At 57.0% G+C, this 15,408-nt stretch carries 14 protein-coding genes; 7 read left to right on the top strand and 7 right to left on the bottom strand.

All coding sequences use genetic code 11. The features are described from left to right. The first annotated feature begins 3 nt into the window (after nucleotides 1-3). Both FA92_RS00890 and FA92_RS00885 read left to right on the top strand, forming a co-directional pair. On the top strand, nucleotides 4-2,859 hold the full coding sequence (locus FA92_RS00890) for a valine--tRNA ligase (protein WP_033781700.1): 2,856 nt from the start codon (nucleotides 4-6) through the stop codon (nucleotides 2,857-2,859). A gap of 76 nt (nucleotides 2,860-2,935) precedes the next feature. Continuing rightward, nucleotides 2,936-3,448 (top strand): GNAT family N-acetyltransferase, encoded by a 513-nt coding sequence (locus tag FA92_RS00885; RefSeq protein WP_156105656.1) that lies wholly within the window; start codon nucleotides 2,936-2,938, stop codon nucleotides 3,446-3,448. On the opposite strand, the gene FA92_RS00880 is transcribed toward FA92_RS00885, so the two are convergent. Next, complete coding sequence (locus FA92_RS00880) at nucleotides 3,443-4,231, bottom strand: histidine phosphatase family protein (protein ID WP_033781696.1); 789 nt, start codon at nucleotides 4,229-4,231, stop codon at nucleotides 3,443-3,445. The two genes, FA92_RS00885 and FA92_RS00880, sit on opposite strands and share 6 nt — an antisense overlap. Before the next feature lie 13 nt (nucleotides 4,232-4,244). Continuing rightward, a complete protein-coding gene (locus FA92_RS00875) occupies nucleotides 4,245-5,393 on the bottom strand; it encodes an OprD family porin (protein ID WP_239780509.1) in 1,149 nt (382 codons plus the stop codon). Nucleotides 5,394-5,478: 85 nt separating this feature from the next. Here FA92_RS00875 and FA92_RS23535 point away from each other — a divergent pair, with 85 nt between their 5' ends. Beyond that, entirely contained in the window at nucleotides 5,479-5,646 is a 168-nt protein-coding gene (locus tag FA92_RS23535; protein WP_239780508.1) for a hypothetical protein, read from the top strand. A 304-nt stretch (nucleotides 5,647-5,950) separates the two neighbouring features. Here the strand turns inward: FA92_RS23535 and miaE are convergent, their stop codons facing one another. Both miaE and rraB read right to left on the bottom strand, forming a co-directional pair. After that, nucleotides 5,951-6,712 carry a tRNA isopentenyl-2-thiomethyl-A-37 hydroxylase MiaE gene (miaE, locus tag FA92_RS00870; protein WP_033781691.1) on the bottom strand — a complete coding sequence of 254 codons (762 nt, stop codon included), beginning with the start codon at nucleotides 6,710-6,712 and terminating at the stop codon, nucleotides 5,951-5,953. 54 nt (nucleotides 6,713-6,766) lie between these two features. Then, nucleotides 6,767-7,189 (bottom strand): ribonuclease E inhibitor RraB, encoded by a 423-nt coding sequence (gene rraB, locus FA92_RS00865; RefSeq protein ID WP_013359940.1) that lies wholly within the window; start codon nucleotides 7,187-7,189, stop codon nucleotides 6,767-6,769. Between the two features lie 160 nt (nucleotides 7,190-7,349). Here rraB and argF point away from each other — a divergent pair, with 160 nt between their 5' ends. From argF to ridA, 4 genes are all read left to right on the top strand, one after another. Beyond that, on the top strand, nucleotides 7,350-8,357 hold the full coding sequence (gene argF / locus FA92_RS00860; protein WP_033781689.1) for an ornithine carbamoyltransferase: 1,008 nt from the start codon (nucleotides 7,350-7,352) through the stop codon (nucleotides 8,355-8,357). Nucleotides 8,358-8,674: 317 nt separating this feature from the next. After that, entirely contained in the window at nucleotides 8,675-9,610 is a 936-nt protein-coding gene (gene pyrB / locus FA92_RS00855) for an aspartate carbamoyltransferase (protein ID WP_033781687.1), read from the top strand. A gap of 11 nt (nucleotides 9,611-9,621) precedes the next feature. After that, nucleotides 9,622-10,086, top strand: a complete 465-nt coding sequence (gene pyrI, locus FA92_RS00850) for an aspartate carbamoyltransferase regulatory subunit (protein ID WP_010251684.1) — start codon at nucleotides 9,622-9,624, stop codon at nucleotides 10,084-10,086. Nucleotides 10,087-10,158: 72 nt separating this feature from the next. After that, nucleotides 10,159-10,545 (top strand): 2-iminobutanoate/2-iminopropanoate deaminase, encoded by a 387-nt coding sequence (ridA, locus tag FA92_RS00845; protein ID WP_013359937.1) that lies wholly within the window; start codon nucleotides 10,159-10,161, stop codon nucleotides 10,543-10,545. Between the two features lie 49 nt (nucleotides 10,546-10,594). Here the strand turns inward: ridA and lplT are convergent, their stop codons facing one another. The 3 genes from lplT to FA92_RS00830 form a co-directional block, all read right to left on the bottom strand. Continuing rightward, nucleotides 10,595-11,785, bottom strand: coding sequence for a lysophospholipid transporter LplT (lplT, locus tag FA92_RS00840; protein ID WP_033781685.1), 1,191 nt, complete (start codon nucleotides 11,783-11,785; stop codon nucleotides 10,595-10,597). Further along, nucleotides 11,782-13,932, bottom strand: coding sequence for a bifunctional acyl-ACP--phospholipid O-acyltransferase/long-chain-fatty-acid--ACP ligase (aas, locus tag FA92_RS00835; protein ID WP_033781684.1), 2,151 nt, complete (start codon nucleotides 13,930-13,932; stop codon nucleotides 11,782-11,784). Before aas ends, lplT begins: the two co-directional genes overlap by 4 nt. A gap of 90 nt (nucleotides 13,933-14,022) precedes the next feature. Further along, nucleotides 14,023-15,408 (bottom strand): efflux transporter outer membrane subunit, encoded by a 1,386-nt coding sequence (locus tag FA92_RS00830; RefSeq protein WP_033781682.1) that lies wholly within the window; start codon nucleotides 15,406-15,408, stop codon nucleotides 14,023-14,025.

Here is a 15,408-nt window from a genome sequence, read left to right as displayed (position 1 = left end):
GAAATGGAAAAGACATATAACCCGCAAGATATCGAGCAGCCGCTTTACGAGCATTGGGAAAAGCAGGGCTACTTCAAACCGAATGGCGATACCAGCCAGGAAAGCTTTTGCATCATGATCCCGCCGCCGAACGTCACCGGTAGCTTGCACATGGGTCACGCCTTCCAGCAAACCATCATGGACACCATGATCCGTTACCAGCGCATGCAGGGGAAAAATACCCTGTGGCAGGCCGGTACTGACCACGCGGGCATCGCCACGCAGATGGTGGTTGAGCGCAAAATTGCGGCTGAAGAGGGCAAGACGCGCCAGGACTATGGCCGCGATGCGTTCATCGAGAAAATCTGGCAGTGGAAAGCGGAATCCGGCGGCACCATTACCCGCCAGATGCGCCGCCTGGGTAACTCCGTCGACTGGGAGCGCGAGCGCTTCACCATGGACGATGGCCTTTCCAACGCCGTGAAAGAGGTGTTTGTTCGCCTCTACAAAGAGAACCTGATCTACCGTGGCAAACGCCTGGTGAACTGGGATCCTAAGCTGCGCACCGCGATCTCCGATCTGGAAGTGGAAAACCGCGAGAGCAAAGGCTCGATGTGGCATATCCGCTATCCGCTGGCTGATGGCGCAAAAACCGCCGACGGTAAAGATTACCTGGTCGTTGCCACCACCCGTCCGGAAACCCTGCTGGGCGATACCGGCGTGGCCGTTAACCCGGAAGATCCCCGTTACAAAGATCTGATCGGCAAATTTGTGCTGCTACCGCTGGTTGGCCGTCTGATCCCAATCGTTGGCGACGAACACGCTGACATGGAAAAAGGCACAGGCTGCGTCAAGATCACCCCGGCGCATGACTTCAACGACTACGAAGTGGGTCGTCGTCATAAGCTGCCGATGATCAACATCCTGACCTTCGACGGTGATATCCGCGACCGCGCTCAGGTGTATGACACCAACGGCGAAGCCAGCGATGCCTGTTCCGATGAGATCCCGGCCGCTTTCCAGAACATGGAACGCTTTGCCGCGCGTAAAGCCATCGTTGCCGCTGTCGATGAACTGGGCCTGCTTGAAGAGATCAAGCCGCACGATCTGACCGTTCCTTACGGCGATCGTGGTGGCGTGGTGATCGAGCCGATGCTGACCGACCAGTGGTATGTGCGTACCGCGCCGCTGGCAAAAGTCGCCGTTGAAGCCGTTGAGAATGGCGACATCCAGTTCGTGCCGAAGCAGTACGAAAACATGTACTTCTCCTGGATGCGTGATATTCAGGACTGGTGTATTTCCCGTCAGCTCTGGTGGGGTCACCGCATCCCGGCGTGGTATGACAACAATGGTAACGTCTACGTTGGCCGTACCGAAGATGAAGTTCGCGCCGAGAACAACCTGGCCGCCGATGTGGCGCTGCGTCAGGATGATGACGTGCTGGATACCTGGTTCTCCTCAGGTCTGTGGACCTTCTCCACCCTGGGCTGGCCGGAAAACACCGAAGCGCTGCGCACCTTCCATCCGACCAGCGTGCTGGTCAGCGGCTTCGACATCATCTTCTTCTGGATTGCCCGCATGATCATGCTGACCATGCACTTCATCAAAGATGAAAACGGCAAACCGCAGGTGCCGTTCAAAACCGTCTACATGACCGGTCTTATCCGCGATGAAGAAGGTCAGAAGATGTCGAAATCCAAGGGTAACGTGATTGACCCGCTGGATATGGTCGACGGCATTTCGCTGGAAGCGCTGCTGGAAAAACGCACCGGCAACATGATGCAGCCACAGCTGGCGGAGAAGATCCGCAAACGTACCGAGAAGCAGTTCCCGGACGGCATTGAGCCATCAGGCACCGATGCGCTGCGTTTCACTCTGGCGGCGCTGGCCTCAACCGGTCGCGACATCAACTGGGACATGAAGCGCCTGGAAGGGTATCGCAACTTCTGTAACAAGCTGTGGAACGCCAGCCGCTTCGTACTGATGAACACCGAAGACCAGGATTGCGGACAGAATGGCGGCGAGATGACGCTGTCGCTGGCGGATCGCTGGATCCTGACCGAGTTCAACAACACGGTGAAAGCATACCGTGAAGCGCTGGATAGCTACCGTTTCGACATCGCGGCTAACCTGCTGTATGACTTCACCTGGAACCAGTTCTGCGACTGGTATCTGGAGCTGACCAAGCCGGTGATGAACAGCGGCAGTGAAGCTGAACTGCGTGGCACCCGCCATACGCTGGTTCACGTGCTGGAAGCGCTGCTGCGTCTGGCGCATCCGATCATTCCGTTTATCACTGAAACCATCTGGCAGCGCGTGAAGGGGCTGAAAAATATCAGCGACGACACCATTATGCTGCAGCCTTTCCCGCAGTACGATGCGGCGAAAGAAGATGCCGAAGCGAAAGCGGACATCGAATGGATGAAGCAGGCGATCGTCGCGGTGCGTAATATCCGTGCCGAGATGAACATCGCGCTGAGCAAGCCGCTGGATGTGCTGCTGCGTGACTGCTCACCTGCGGCACTGCGTCGCGTTGAGGCTAACCGCAACTTCCTGTCGCGCCTGGCGCGTCTGGAAAGCCTGACCATTCTGCCTGCGGGCGAGAAAGGCCCGGTGTCGGTGACCAAACTGGTTGAAGGCGCAGAGCTGCTGATCCCGATGGCGGATCTGGTGGATAAAACCGCCGAGCTGGAGCGTCTGGCGAAAGAGCTGGTAAAGCTGGATGTCGAGATCGAGAAGATTGAGACCAAGCTGGCAAACGAAGGCTTTGTGTCACGCGCGCCGGAAGCGGTCGTTGCGAAAGAGCGCGAACGCGTGGCAGACCTGCAACAATCCAAAGCAAAACTGATTGAACAGCAGGCGGTCATTGCGGCATTGTAAGCGTCTTAGCTGACAGCTTATTCATAAAGCCGGGCTTGCCCGGCTTTTTTATTGACCTCGTACAAATCCGGAAGAGATGATGACGACCAGTACCATCCCGCGTTTTGACCTCCAGGTGCGGCCAATTACGGCCGCCGATAATCCGCATATTGCCCAGGTGATCCGTGATGTTTCTGCGGAGTTCGGCCTGACGGCTGACAAGGGCTACACCGTCTCCGATCCGCAGCTCGACCAGCTGTTTGAGCTCTACAGTGCCGAACAGAGTGCCTACTGGATTGTGGAGTATCAGGGCAAAGTGGTCGGCGGCGGCGGGGTTGCACCTCTGGCCTGCAGCGCGCCCGATATCTGCGAACTGCAAAAGATGTACTTTCTGCCAGAGATGCGCGGTCAGGGCCTGGCGCGCGAGCTGGCGCTGAGGGCGATAGAATATGCACGCAGCCACGGCTTCCGTCGCTGCTATCTGGAAACCACCGCCAGCCTGACGCGGGCGATTAAACTCTATGAGTCGCTGGGCTTTGAGCATATCGATAGCGCGATGGGCTGCACCGGCCATGTCGACTGCGAAGTGCGGATGCTGAAAGCGCTATAGGCCACGTTCGACGTAACGCATATCATTGACGGCCTCAATGGCGAACTTTCCGCTGTCGGTGTAGCGCAGCAACGTAACGCTGGCATTACTGAGTTGCGCATGTAATGAGGTATCACCCAGCGCCTGCAGCAGTGTTGAGATTGCCATTCCATGACTGACGACCAGAACGTTGCCGCCGCCCTGCTGCTGAGCCTGTTTTGCGATCGCGGTGATACCCTCAAGCATGCGCTTAGCAACCTGCTCATAGGTTTCGGCCTGCCCGGTAGAGTTGATGCCTGCAAGCGATGGCGTACCTGATGCTTCCGCTTGGTGGATCGCGTCTATAATGCCATTCATATGAATCTTACCTGTGCTGAACGCATCCAGTAACGCCGCATCCGATGCATAGCCCGCCTTAAGCGCCGCAGCAGTAATCATGTTCTTATCCAGGTCGCCTTCATAAAGCCCAAAACAGACTTCCCGCAACCGCTTATCCTCGTTAAGCACCGGCACCTTCTTCCAGGCCTTCATCGCGAGTTGGGCGGTTTCTCTCGCCCTGCCCGAATCGCTTGACCAGGCCGCGACGAACGTTAAAGGTTGCAGCCCTCGCCCCAGTTGCTCTGCTACCGCTGCACCGGAGACCGTCAGCGGTGTATCAGCCCACCCCTGTGCACGATGAACTGTATTAAACATCGTCTTGCCATGCCGGGTGACATAGAGCATAACGTCGGCTCCCCAGGCCCCGCCGGAAAAACCGGAGGCTATCGCCACGGTCACAAATAGAATTTTAATTAAAATATTCATATTTTCCTCCTGATTAAAAAATATTAAACTTATATTCAATAACAATCTCAGCTGAGAGGTTATCAGAGCGCATAAAGTGCCCGCGGGCATTTAGTCGGGGTGTCTCTTTACTGTTTTTATAGGACCAGCCATAGCCAAACAGGGTTGAGAGGGTGAGATCTTTAAAAGAGGGATGCCAGTTACTGAACCGATTAATTAATGCTACCTCACCGGTTCGCACCAGATTATTGCGATAATGAAACTGACCATAGTTGAGCTGTATTCCGCTTTTTATGCCGCGTGAGATCTGATACTGACTTAATGAAACCAGCGCCAGCTCTTTATCACGCGTATAGTCTTTACCGGCAGAGGTCAGTGAGCTGAAACGTCCACGGCTGTTTTTTGTTAAAGGCCGGACATAATACCCTACCGCATTTTTTTTAGGGGCTGAGGTCCAGGCGACAGCAAACCTCTGGGTCCAGGCATCCTGTGTCCACTTCGCTTCACCCACGTAGTGCCAGGCGTGTTTATCAAAACTTCGTTTGCTGGCAGGCATATTCTTATAATTTTCCAGCCCCTGACTGCCATAAATCTGCGAGGAAAAATGCCAGCGTGGTGAGAGGGTATAAGCGGCCTCAATCACATGGCGACGCTGGTAATCTTTGGCTTCCCCAAAAGCGTAGACCAGCGCGCTTTGTTCATCTTTATAGCTCAGCGCACCCGTATAAATAGCATCAACTTTGCGGCCGGACTGTGTTTGCAGGTTGAGCGTTTTAGCCGAGTCATGGCGTAGGGTTTTGTGGAAAACCCCCACATCGAGTTGCGTATTTCGCCAGTTCAGCGCCCCACTGTAGCCCGCGTAGCTGTTTCGTGATAACCGATCGGTTGAAGTCAGCACGCCGATATTTTTTAGCTCCTGCCATCCGGCCTTTGCCTTCAGCGCCAGCGCGCGATCACCCAGCTTCAGCTTCAGATAACGCTGGCCAAATTTACTGAAGCCGTGGGCATCCTCTTTTTTCATGTTGCCGCCGCTATCATAAAGCAGCCCGCGCGTGGAAAAGTAGTCACTGGCACCCAGCCTGACAGCCCGGGTGTAGGTTGTATCAAACCCAATCCGGTCCCATAAATACCCAGAGTGAAAGTCCAGCGCCAGTGCCTGTCCCCAGGCATTATGAACCGCCACAGGTTGTGCTTCGTTCTCCTTAAGGTATTTCCAGTGGTTATGTAGTTTCAGATCAAGCTCAGCCTCCTGGCAGAGGCTATTCCGGATGAAAGAGGCAGACGCTTCGCAGAAATCAGCCTTTGCCTGGAACGCCATTAATATTAGCGAAGTCAATAACGGAAATAAGACCTTCTCCTTCATGATTGACGCCCTCCCTGCGACATTTATTAAAAGTGATACAAAAAAGATAAAAACACCGTTCAGTGTGCAATAAAAAACCCGACGTATAACCTTCTGGTAAAAAGGTCACGCGCCGGGTTTTGCTTTTAAGAATAACAATCCCGATTCACTATCTGGAATATATTTATTTATAGCGCGGAAGTCAGCGGGAAAAATACTTTATGTGAGGCATGGCACAGAAAAACGCCCGACAAAGCCGGAGTTATTAAATTAATACGTTACCCGAACATTTATTTCAGGCAAGGCTGAGCAAGTGAAAATAATAAAGTATTAAAAAGAACAACGGGAAAAATGGAGAAAATAAGGTGACACCCTGAGAGGGTGTCATCAGGCATGGCTTACCATGCCGGTACGCCACTGTGAAAACGTAATTCGTTGTCGGGTTCGCTGATTAACCGCCCTTCTGTCACGCCAATCGCCTGAACCCGCGGCGCGATATCTTTACCGGCAATCTGTGCCGCCAACATTAAATAGTCCTGATAATGCCGCGCTTCGGAGCGCAGCAGCGAAATATAGAACTTCGCCAGTTCATCATCAAGATACGGTGCCAGGCTGGCGAAACGCTCGCAGGATCGCGCCTCAATGTAAGCGCCACAAATCAGCTTATCCACCAGCGTTTCCGGCTCATGGGTGGTCACTTCGCGCAGCAGCGATTTGGCATAGCGGCTGGACGTAATCTTCTGATAGACCAGCCCACGCGACTGCATAATTTCCCACACCTGATAGAAGTGATGCAGCTCCTCTTTAATCAGCAGCACCATCTTCTCCACCAGCTCATCCGCCCACGGCAGCGCATTGCGCACAATAACGCTTTTTGTCAGGTTCTTATGGGCGTTGATAAAGTCGCTGTCGCCATCTTCGCGGAAGATAAAATCTTCATAGGGCTTCAGCCACGCCAGAATGGCGTCACCGCTGGGTTTGTCGGCGACATATTTGCGGATCAGCCACACCGCGGTCTGGGCGGCTTTTAGTTCGCACACCAGATGGTCGGTTAACAGCAGGGTCAGGTTTTCCGGCTTGCGCGCCTCGTCAATCCAGGCCTGTGGCGTGCGGCAGTGCAGAAACTGATAGATCGGTTCAAGTAAGGGTGCGTAATTCATGATGTCAAAAGGGGTGGCAGAAGTGACAGGCGGAGAACGCTCCGCCCCGGCTACTTAGTGGCGAATACCATCATCATCTTCATCTTCGATGGCGTCGTCATCTTCGTCTTCATCTTCGGCATCAGGGTCTTCGAAATAGGTGCCCCAGCCGTCGTAGTCGACGTTGTACTTACCAATCAGGTTCACCAGCTGCTCAACCTGCACATCAATCAGTTCAGGCTTCAGCGCAGATTCGCTGATGATGTCGACGCACATCACGGTGGTGCCATCTTCCAGCTCCAGCTCTTCCGGCTCGGTCACTTCATAACCCAGCTTGAATGCATCAACCGCGGCTTTTTCCAGTGAATCAAAATTATTGCATGAGAGATGATGCTCGATGGTATAGAGCGCATCAGGATCGCTGCCATCCTCCAGCAGCTCTTCGATAATCTGCCGTGTCTCTTCCTGCTGCTCTTCCAGTAATGCTTCATATGCCATGACAATGTCCTCTCTGAGTTCGGCAATAATCAATTATTTTCCCACACTGCCTGTCGCGCCACTACACAAAACGAAAAGTTTATTAGCTCCAGACTTGAAAATGAATATTCATACGGTTAAATTGAATTTTAATTCATTTTAATGATTACCGGAGTGTTGTATGAGTCAACTGTATCAGCGCCATTTCCTCAGGCTTCTGGATTTTACCCCCGCCGAAATCGATCACCTGCTCTCCCTGTCTGCTGAATTAAAACAGGCGAAAAAAAACGCCAGCGAAGTGCAGTATCTGAAAGGTAAAAACATCGCGCTCATCTTCGAAAAAGACTCGACCCGTACCCGATGCTCTTTCGAAGTTGCCGCTTACGATCAGGGTGCAAATGTCACTTATCTCGGCCCGAGTGGCAGTCAGATCGGCCATAAAGAGTCAATGCGCGACACCGCGCGGGTGCTGGGCCGCATGTACGATGGCATTCAGTATCGCGGTTACGGTCAGGAGCTGGTGGAGACGCTGGCAGAACACGCCGGTGTGCCGGTGTGGAACGGTCTGACCACCGAGTTTCATCCAACCCAGTTGCTGGCTGACCTGCTGACCATGCAGGAGCATCTGCCGGGCAAAAAGCTCAGCGAGATGACACTGGTTTATGTGGGCGATGCACGCAACAACATGGGTAACACCATGCTGGAAGCCGCCGCTCAGGTCGGTCTGGATCTGCGTCTGGTGGCACCGAAGAGCTGCTGGCCAGAGGACGAACTGGTGGCGCAGTGCCGCGACGCTGCGCAGCAGACCGGTGGCAAAATTACCCTCACCGAAGATATTGCTGATGGCGTAAAAGGCGCTGACTTTATCTACACCGACGTCTGGGTGTCGATGGGCGAAGCCAAAGAAGTCTGGGCCGAGCGTATTGCCCTGCTGCGTGACTATCAGGTCAACCGGGCGATGCTTGATCTGACCGGTAATCCGCTGGTGAAATTCCTGCATTGCCTGCCCGCTTTCCACGATGACCAGACCACACTGGGCCAGCAGATGGCAGAGCAGTACGATCTGCCCAACGGCATGGAAGTGAGCAACGAGGTATTTGAGTCGCCGCACAGCATTGTGTTTGACCAGGCCGAGAACCGGATGCACACCATTAAAGCGGTGATGGTCGCCACGCTGGGCCAGCGCTGACCGGCGGGGTTCAGACGGGCTGAGGACGCTAAGTCACGTCCGCTGGTGAAGAGCGCGTCACCCGTCTGACGGCCCATGCGCGCTTAGCTGCTACCGAGGCGCAAACGTTTTCCTCTTGCCGCCCCACCGCGAACGGGTATAATGCGGCCCAATTTGCCGGAGGAAATATGCGACAGCACAGCGGACAATTTGACGCTCAATCACGCCTGACCGCAGGCGGCGCTGCTGTTTCTTTCGGTCATCGACCCGATCTTAAAAAAGCCCCTTAAGCAGGGGCTTTTTTTTGTCCGCAATCCGGCCGCGCAGAGGAGAGAGCTATGCCTAACCCGCTATATCGCAAGCACATTATTTCAATCAACGACCTCAGTCGTGAAGAGCTGGAACTGGCACTGGACACCGCCGCAAAGTTGAAAGCCCGTCCGCAGCCGGAACTGCTGAAGCACAAGGTGATCGCCAGCTGCTTCTTTGAGGCCTCGACCCGTACCCGCCTGTCGTTTGAAACTGCAATCCATCGCCTGGGCGCGTCAGCGGTGGGCTTTGCGGACGGCAGTAATACCTCGCTGGGCAAAAAAGGCGAAACCCTGGCCGACACCATTTCTGTCATCGGCACCTACGTTGATGCGATCGTGATGCGTCATCCGCAGGAGGGCGCGGCGCGACTGGCGACCGAGTTCTCCGGCGGCATCCCGATTCTTAATGCCGGTGACGGCGCAAACCAGCATCCGACCCAGACGCTGCTCGATCTCTTCACCATTCAGGAGACGCAGAGCCGTCTTAATCAGCTGAATGTGGCGATGGTCGGCGACCTGAAGTATGGCCGTACCGTGCACTCCCTGACACAGGCGCTGGCGAAATTTGATGGCAACCGTTTCTTTTTCATCGCACCCGATGCGCTGGCGATGCCGGCCTATATCACCGACATGCTGGATGAGAAGAACATCGCCTGGTCACGGCACGACAGTTTTGAAGAGGTGATGCCGCAGCTCGATATCCTCTACATGACCCGGGTGCAGAAAGAGCGGCTCGACCCGTCCGAATATGCCAACGTTAAAGCACAGTTCATTCTGCGCGCTGCCGACCTCAGCACAGCGCGCGACAACATGAAGGTGCTGCACCCGCTGCCACGCATCGACGAGATCACCACCGATGTCGATAAAACCCCGTATGCCTGGTATTTCCAGCAGGCGGGTAACGGCATCTATGCGCGCCAGGCTCTGCTGGCACTGGTTTTAAACAGCGAACTCGCCCTGTAAGGAGAACCCCCATGACGCAGGACAACAAATTGCAGGTCGAAGCGATCAAACGCGGCACGGTCATCGACCATATTCCGGCGCAGATCGGTTTTAAACTGCTCTCCCTGTTCCGGCTGACCGAAACCGATCAGCGCATTACCATCGGTCTGAATCTGCCGTCGGGCGAGATGGGCCGCAAAGATCTGATCAAAATTGAGAACACCTTTCTCACCGACGATCAGGTAAATCAGCTGGCGGTCTATGCGCCGCACGCCACGGTTAACCGCATCGACGACTACGAAGTGGTAGCGAAGATCGCCCCGACGCTGCCGGATCACGTTGAACGGGTGCTGACCTGCCCCAACAGCAACTGCATCAGCCGCAGCGAGCCGGTCTTCTCCAGCTTTGCCGTGAAGCAGCGTGCCGACGATGTGCATCTGAAGTGCAAATATTGCGAGAAAGAGTTCGCCCGTCATGTGGTGCTGGGTCACTGGTAATCGCCCTGCCCGACCTTATAATGGGCAACACCGGCGGAATCGCCGTCTGACGACATAATCAAAGGAGCCATGATGTCTCGTGAAATCAGTACTGAAAAAGCCCCTGCCGCTATCGGTCCCTATGTTCAGGGTGTCGATCTGGGCAGCATGATCATCACATCAGGTCAGATCCCGGTCGATCCGGCGACTGGCCAGGTGGCAGATGACATTGCCGCACAAGCGCGTCAGTCACTGGAAAATGTGAAGGCGATTGTTGAAGCCGCGGGTCTGAAGGTGGGTGACATCGTGAAGACCACGGTGTTCGTGAAGGACCTGAATGATTTCGCCACGGTCAACGCGACGTATGAAGCGTTTTTCACCGAGCATGAGGCTAACTTCCCGGCGCGTTCCTGTGTCGAAGTGGCGCGTCTGCCAAAAGATGTGAAGATCGAAATCGAAGCGATTGCCGTCCGTCGCTAAGCCTCACGCCGCCTCTTCCCGCGTAAGCCGGAGAGAGGCGGCGAATTTGTTACCGCTTAGCCGGTCGCCACAGCCACAGCACCGTAATCGCCAGCGCAAACAGCACGCCAAAACCGACGCCCGTCGCCACCGCAGGGGCTCCCGCCTTGATCGCCAGCGTATAGAGACCCAGCATGATCAGCATCGCGCTGTTCTCGCCCAGGTTCTGAACCGCAATCGCATTGCCTGACCCGACGCTCTCTTTGCCGCGCGCCTGCAGCAGCGCATTCAGCGGCACCACAAAGAAACCGCCCAGCGCACCAATCAGCATCAGCACTAAATAGGCATTCATCAGGGAATGCTGCAGCGCGAAGACCACCACCATCGCGCCAATCAGCACACCGGCTGGCATACAGCGACGCACGGTCTCCAGCGTGACCAGCTTCGCCGCCGCCGCCGCGCCAATCACAATGCCGATCGCCACCATGGCATTCAGCGTGGTTGGCGTGGTGTTGTCATTGATGCCCAGCGCCACCGGCACCCAGAGCACCAGCAGGAAACGCAGCGTCACGCCTGCGCCCCAGAACAGGCTGGTGCCGAGCAGCGAGAAGCGCGTCTCTGCGTCACGCCACAGCAGCGCAGCGGCACTGAAGAAACTGCGCGTCATCACGCCAAACTGCCAGCTCTGACCCGGCCGTGCCGCCTGAAGTTTCGGGATAAACAGGTTCGCGATCACGGCGATGCCGTAGGTCAGCGCACAGATCCCCAGTGCCGCCAGAATATGCCAGTCAGCCAGCATACCGCCTGCCACCGAGCCAAGCAGAATGGCGGCGATGGTCGACGCCTCCATCAGCCCGTTGGCTTTCACCAGCTTCTCGCCGTGAGTGATCTCACCGAGGATGCCATATTTGGCCGGTGAGTAGGCCGCTGCGCCCGCGCCCACCAGCGTGTAGCCGAGGAAGGGATTGAAGCCGAAGCAGATCACCAGCGCGCCCAGCAGCTTCAGGCTGTTGGCGAGCATCATCACCCGCCCTTTCGCCATGCTGTCCGCCACCTGCCCGACAAACGGTGCCAGCAGAATGTAGGCTGCAACAAACAGCATCTGTAATACCGGCTGGCTCCACTCGGGATAGAACTGACTTTTCAGCACCGCCAGCGTGGCAAACAGCAGCGCGTTATCGCCGAAGGCCGAAAAGAACTGGGCGATAATCACGGCAATCATGCCGCGCGACATCAGCGGCGCATTACGATCAAGGCTCATGCCTGCTCCTCTTCCGCCATTTTTTTCAGCGTGACGTAGTCGGGTTTACCGCTGCCCAGCTGTGGCAGCTGCTTCATGACACGGATATCACGCGGCAGTGCCAGCTCTGGTGCACCCAGCTCGCGGGCCGCTTTCTGCAGCCTGTCGCGCGCCAGCTCAGCATCGGTGGTGAACAGCACCAGTGCCTCACCGCGCTGACCATCCGGGCGCAGTGAAGCGGCGTGCTGTTTGTCCGGTGACGCTTTAAGGGCGATCTGCTCGACGATCTCCAGTGACACCATCTCACCGGCAATCTTCGCAAAGCGTTTGGCACGGCCCTGAATCTGGCAGAAGCCGCCTTCATCGAAGCTGACGATATCGCCGGTGTCATACCAGCCCGCTTCCATATTGCCTTCACCATCGTCGGCGGCCGGTGCTTCCAGCACGCCAGGATTTTCGACCCGCAGATAGCCCTTCATCACGTTCGGCCCACGCAGTTGCAGGCGTCCGCCGTGCTCAATGCCCGGCACCGACATCAGTCGTGAATCCATGCCCGGCAGAATGCGCCCCACGGTGTGCGTCTTCGCCGCCATCGGCACGTTAATCGCCACGACCGGTGCGCACTCGGTTACGCCGTAGCCTTCGAGAATGCGAATGCCATACTTCTCGATGTAGAGCTGACGGGTGTTCTCCTGCAGCTTCTCCGCACCCGCGACCACATAGCGCAGACGGGCAAAATCATAGGGCGCGGCAAAGCGCGCGTAGTTACCCAGGAAGGTTGAGGTGCCAAACAGCACGGTGCAGTTACGGTCATAAACCAGCTCCGGCACGATGCGATAGTGCAGCGGGCTGGGATAGAGGAAGACCTGTGCGCCGGTCATCAGCGGCGTAAACAGCCCGACGGTCAGACCAAACGCATGGAACAGCGGCAGCGCCGACATAAAGCGGTCGCGCGGGGTGAAGTCGGCGATGGTGCGGATCTGCTCAACGTTTGCCAGCAGGCTTTTATGTGAATGCACCACCCCTTTGGGATTGCCTTCAGAGCCGGAGGTAAACAGCACCATCGCGGCGTCTTCCGGCTGCTGAGGCAGCTGGGCGCGATGCGGCATCAGCAGATGCGCAAGGATCCACAGTTTGTCCTTGCCGGTGACGGTATCTTTCAGATCTTCCAGGTAGATCCACTGCACATCGTCCAGCCCCTGCGGCAGATGCCACAGGTAGCCTTTGTCCAGGAACTGCCGTGATGTGAAGACGGTTTTGATCTGCGCGGCGGTCAGTGCAGCCCGCATGCCGTTAACGCCCGCGCTGTAGTTGAGCATGGCCGGAACGCGCCCGCGCAGCGTAGCCCCGAAAATCGCTGCTGCTGTCACAGTGGTATTGGGCAGCAGCAGCCCCACCACTTCTCGCGGCTGGCTGTAGCGCTCCAGAATACGGCCCACGCCCAGCGACTTCTTCAGCAGTCCGGTGTAGCTGTCGGGTTTAAAATTCACATCTTCGATGCAGCGCTTAAACGCGCCATAGCGTGTCCGCGCCGCCAGAAACGCCTCAAACAGGGTTTCACGCGGACGCACCGCCATGCGCGCTTCCATCATCACGTGATGCAGATGCTCCCCGGCCAGCACGCGCCGGTCGCGCGCCCGTTTCGCCTCCGGCATCGGAATGCGGGTCGCGGGCAGAATGGTCAGGGTGATGCGCGGGAACAGGCGACGTTTGAACACGCCCGCCAGACGACCGAACGGCGTGTATTCAGCGCCTTCGATGCGCATCGGCACCACATTCGCGCCTGAACGCGCGGCGACAAAGCCGGCCCCGCTGTAGATCTTCATCAGCGATCCGGTCACGGTTATCCGGCCTTCCGGGAAGATCACCACCGGACGGCCCGTATCAATCAGCCGTACCAGCTGCTTCAGCGCCATAGGCCGGGTCGGATCCAGCGGCACAAAGTCGATAAAGGGTTTAATCAGACGCATAAACCAGCTTTCGCTGATGGTCGAGTAGACGGCGAATACCGGTTTAATCGGTAAAAAGAGCGCCAGCAGCATGCCGTCGAGAAACGACATATGGTTCGGCGTGATTAATACCTTCTGCTTATGCAGTTCGGCGACGTCGCCACGCAGTTCGACCCGCCATAACAGGCGAAATATCAGGCGTAAAAGTGTGAAAGCCATGCCGGTTCCTTAGCATCGTGAAAATTAGCCCCTCACGATGCAGGATTTGACGCGGTTCGACAACCGAATTATCGGCAGTCTGACGCGGCTTCAGGGGGCCTGCCAGCCACCGCCGAGCGCGGCAATCAGCGCCACGCTGCTGACCCACTGCGTGCTCTGCAGCGTCAGCAAACTCTGCTGCGCACTCAGGCTGCTGTTCTCAGTGGTCGCTACATCCAGGTAGTTAATCATACCCGCCTCATACTGCAGACGCGTCACCCGCGCCGAGGTCTGTGCAGCATCGGTGGCGCGCTGCTGTGCGGCGATTTCGCCCTGCAGCGTGTTCAGCTCCACCAGCTTATCTTCCACTTCCTGCATCGCGGACAGCACCGTCTGACGATAGGTCGCGACGCTGGCATCCCAGCTCGCCCGCGCCTGATCGACTTTGGCAGAGGTCGCGCCCGCGTCAAGCAGCGTGCCGCTCAGCTCCGGCCCCAGCGACCAGACGCGGTTCGGCAGTGAGAACAGCGAATGCAGCACCGAAGCGCTGACGCCACCGCTGGCGCTCAGGGTCAGGTCGGGATAGTAACCAGCCACCGCCACACCCACGGCGGCATTGGCGGCGGCCATATTACGTTCGGCGTAGGCAATGTCGGGACGGCGCTGCAGCAGCTCGCCCGGCAGAGCCGCCGGAATCGCGGGCAGCGTGGCGGTCAGCGGCGCGGCGGCCAGGCTAAAATCGGCGGGTGCTTTGCCGATCAGCAGCGCAATGGCGTGCTCCATCTGCGCGCGCTGCCACTGGTAATCCTGCGCCGAGGCGCTGGCATTCTCCAGTTGCAGCTGCGCCTGAGCCAGAGTCGCCCGCGACGCGGTGCCCGCCTGATACTGGCTGGTAATGACGTTCAGGTAGCGCTGATAGGCGTCAACGCTCTGCTGATAGCGCGCGATTTTCTGATCCATGATGCGCAGCTGGAAATAGTCCTGCGCCAGCTCAGACTGGGCGCTCAGGGTGATATTGGCCAGTTCCGCCGCACTGGCCGCGGCGCTAGCGCGGTCCTCCTCCAGCGTGCGCCGCAGTTTGCCCCACAGATCCAGCTCCCAGCTGGCACTCAGCTCCGCCTGATGGCTGCTGCTGGTGGTGCGAACGCTGCTGTTGGTTGCATGGCTGCCGCTGCGCGTCACACTGCCGTCATAGCCCAGCGAAGGAAACAGCGCCGCGCGAGACTCCGCCGCCAGCGCCTGCGCCTGCCGGTACTGCGCGGCATAGGTCGCCACATTCTGATTCGACACGCTGACCTGGCTCAGCAGCCCGCCCAGCGTGGCGTCGTGATAGACCGCCCACCATTCGCCTTTGCTTTGCGCATCCAGCGGCGTCGCCTGCTGCCAGCCTTTCGCCTCTTTATAGTGAACCGGCATCGCCACCGCCGGGCGCTGATAATCGGGACCAACGCTACAGCCAGCCAGCAGCAGCACAATAAACGGGATAAGAGATTTCAT

The organism is Pantoea sp. 9140 (genome assembly GCF_000745295.1).
Classification (GTDB): domain Bacteria; phylum Pseudomonadota; class Gammaproteobacteria; order Enterobacterales; family Enterobacteriaceae; genus Pantoea; species Pantoea vagans.
Note: the sequence above shows the minus strand (reverse complement) of the source record. Positions and strands in the feature narration are given on the sequence as shown.

Coding starts and splice junctions, on each gene's coding strand:
- FA92_RS00890 (WP_033781700.1), top strand. CDS start 4: ATGGAAAAGACATATAACCCGCAAGATATCGAGCAGCCGCTTTACGAG.
- FA92_RS00885 (WP_156105656.1), top strand. CDS start 2,936: ATGATGACGACCAGTACCATCCCGCGTTTTGACCTCCAGGTGCGGCCA.
- FA92_RS00880 (WP_033781696.1), bottom strand. CDS start 4,231: ATGAATATTTTAATTAAAATTCTATTTGTGACCGTGGCGATAGCCTCC.
- FA92_RS23535 (WP_239780508.1), top strand. CDS start 5,479: ATGAAAGAGGCAGACGCTTCGCAGAAATCAGCCTTTGCCTGGAACGCC.
- miaE (WP_033781691.1), bottom strand. CDS start 6,712: ATGAATTACGCACCCTTACTTGAACCGATCTATCAGTTTCTGCACTGC.
- rraB (WP_013359940.1), bottom strand. CDS start 7,189: ATGGCATATGAAGCATTACTGGAAGAGCAGCAGGAAGAGACACGGCAG.
- argF (WP_033781689.1), top strand. CDS start 7,350: ATGAGTCAACTGTATCAGCGCCATTTCCTCAGGCTTCTGGATTTTACC.
- pyrB (WP_033781687.1), top strand. CDS start 8,675: ATGCCTAACCCGCTATATCGCAAGCACATTATTTCAATCAACGACCTC.
- pyrI (WP_010251684.1), top strand. CDS start 9,622: ATGACGCAGGACAACAAATTGCAGGTCGAAGCGATCAAACGCGGCACG.
- ridA (WP_013359937.1), top strand. CDS start 10,159: ATGTCTCGTGAAATCAGTACTGAAAAAGCCCCTGCCGCTATCGGTCCC.
- lplT (WP_033781685.1), bottom strand. CDS start 11,785: ATGAGCCTTGATCGTAATGCGCCGCTGATGTCGCGCGGCATGATTGCC.
- aas (WP_033781684.1), bottom strand. CDS start 13,932: ATGGCTTTCACACTTTTACGCCTGATATTTCGCCTGTTATGGCGGGTC.
- FA92_RS00830 (WP_033781682.1), bottom strand. CDS start 15,408: ATGAAATCTCTTATCCCGTTTATTGTGCTGCTGCTGGCTGGCTGTAGC.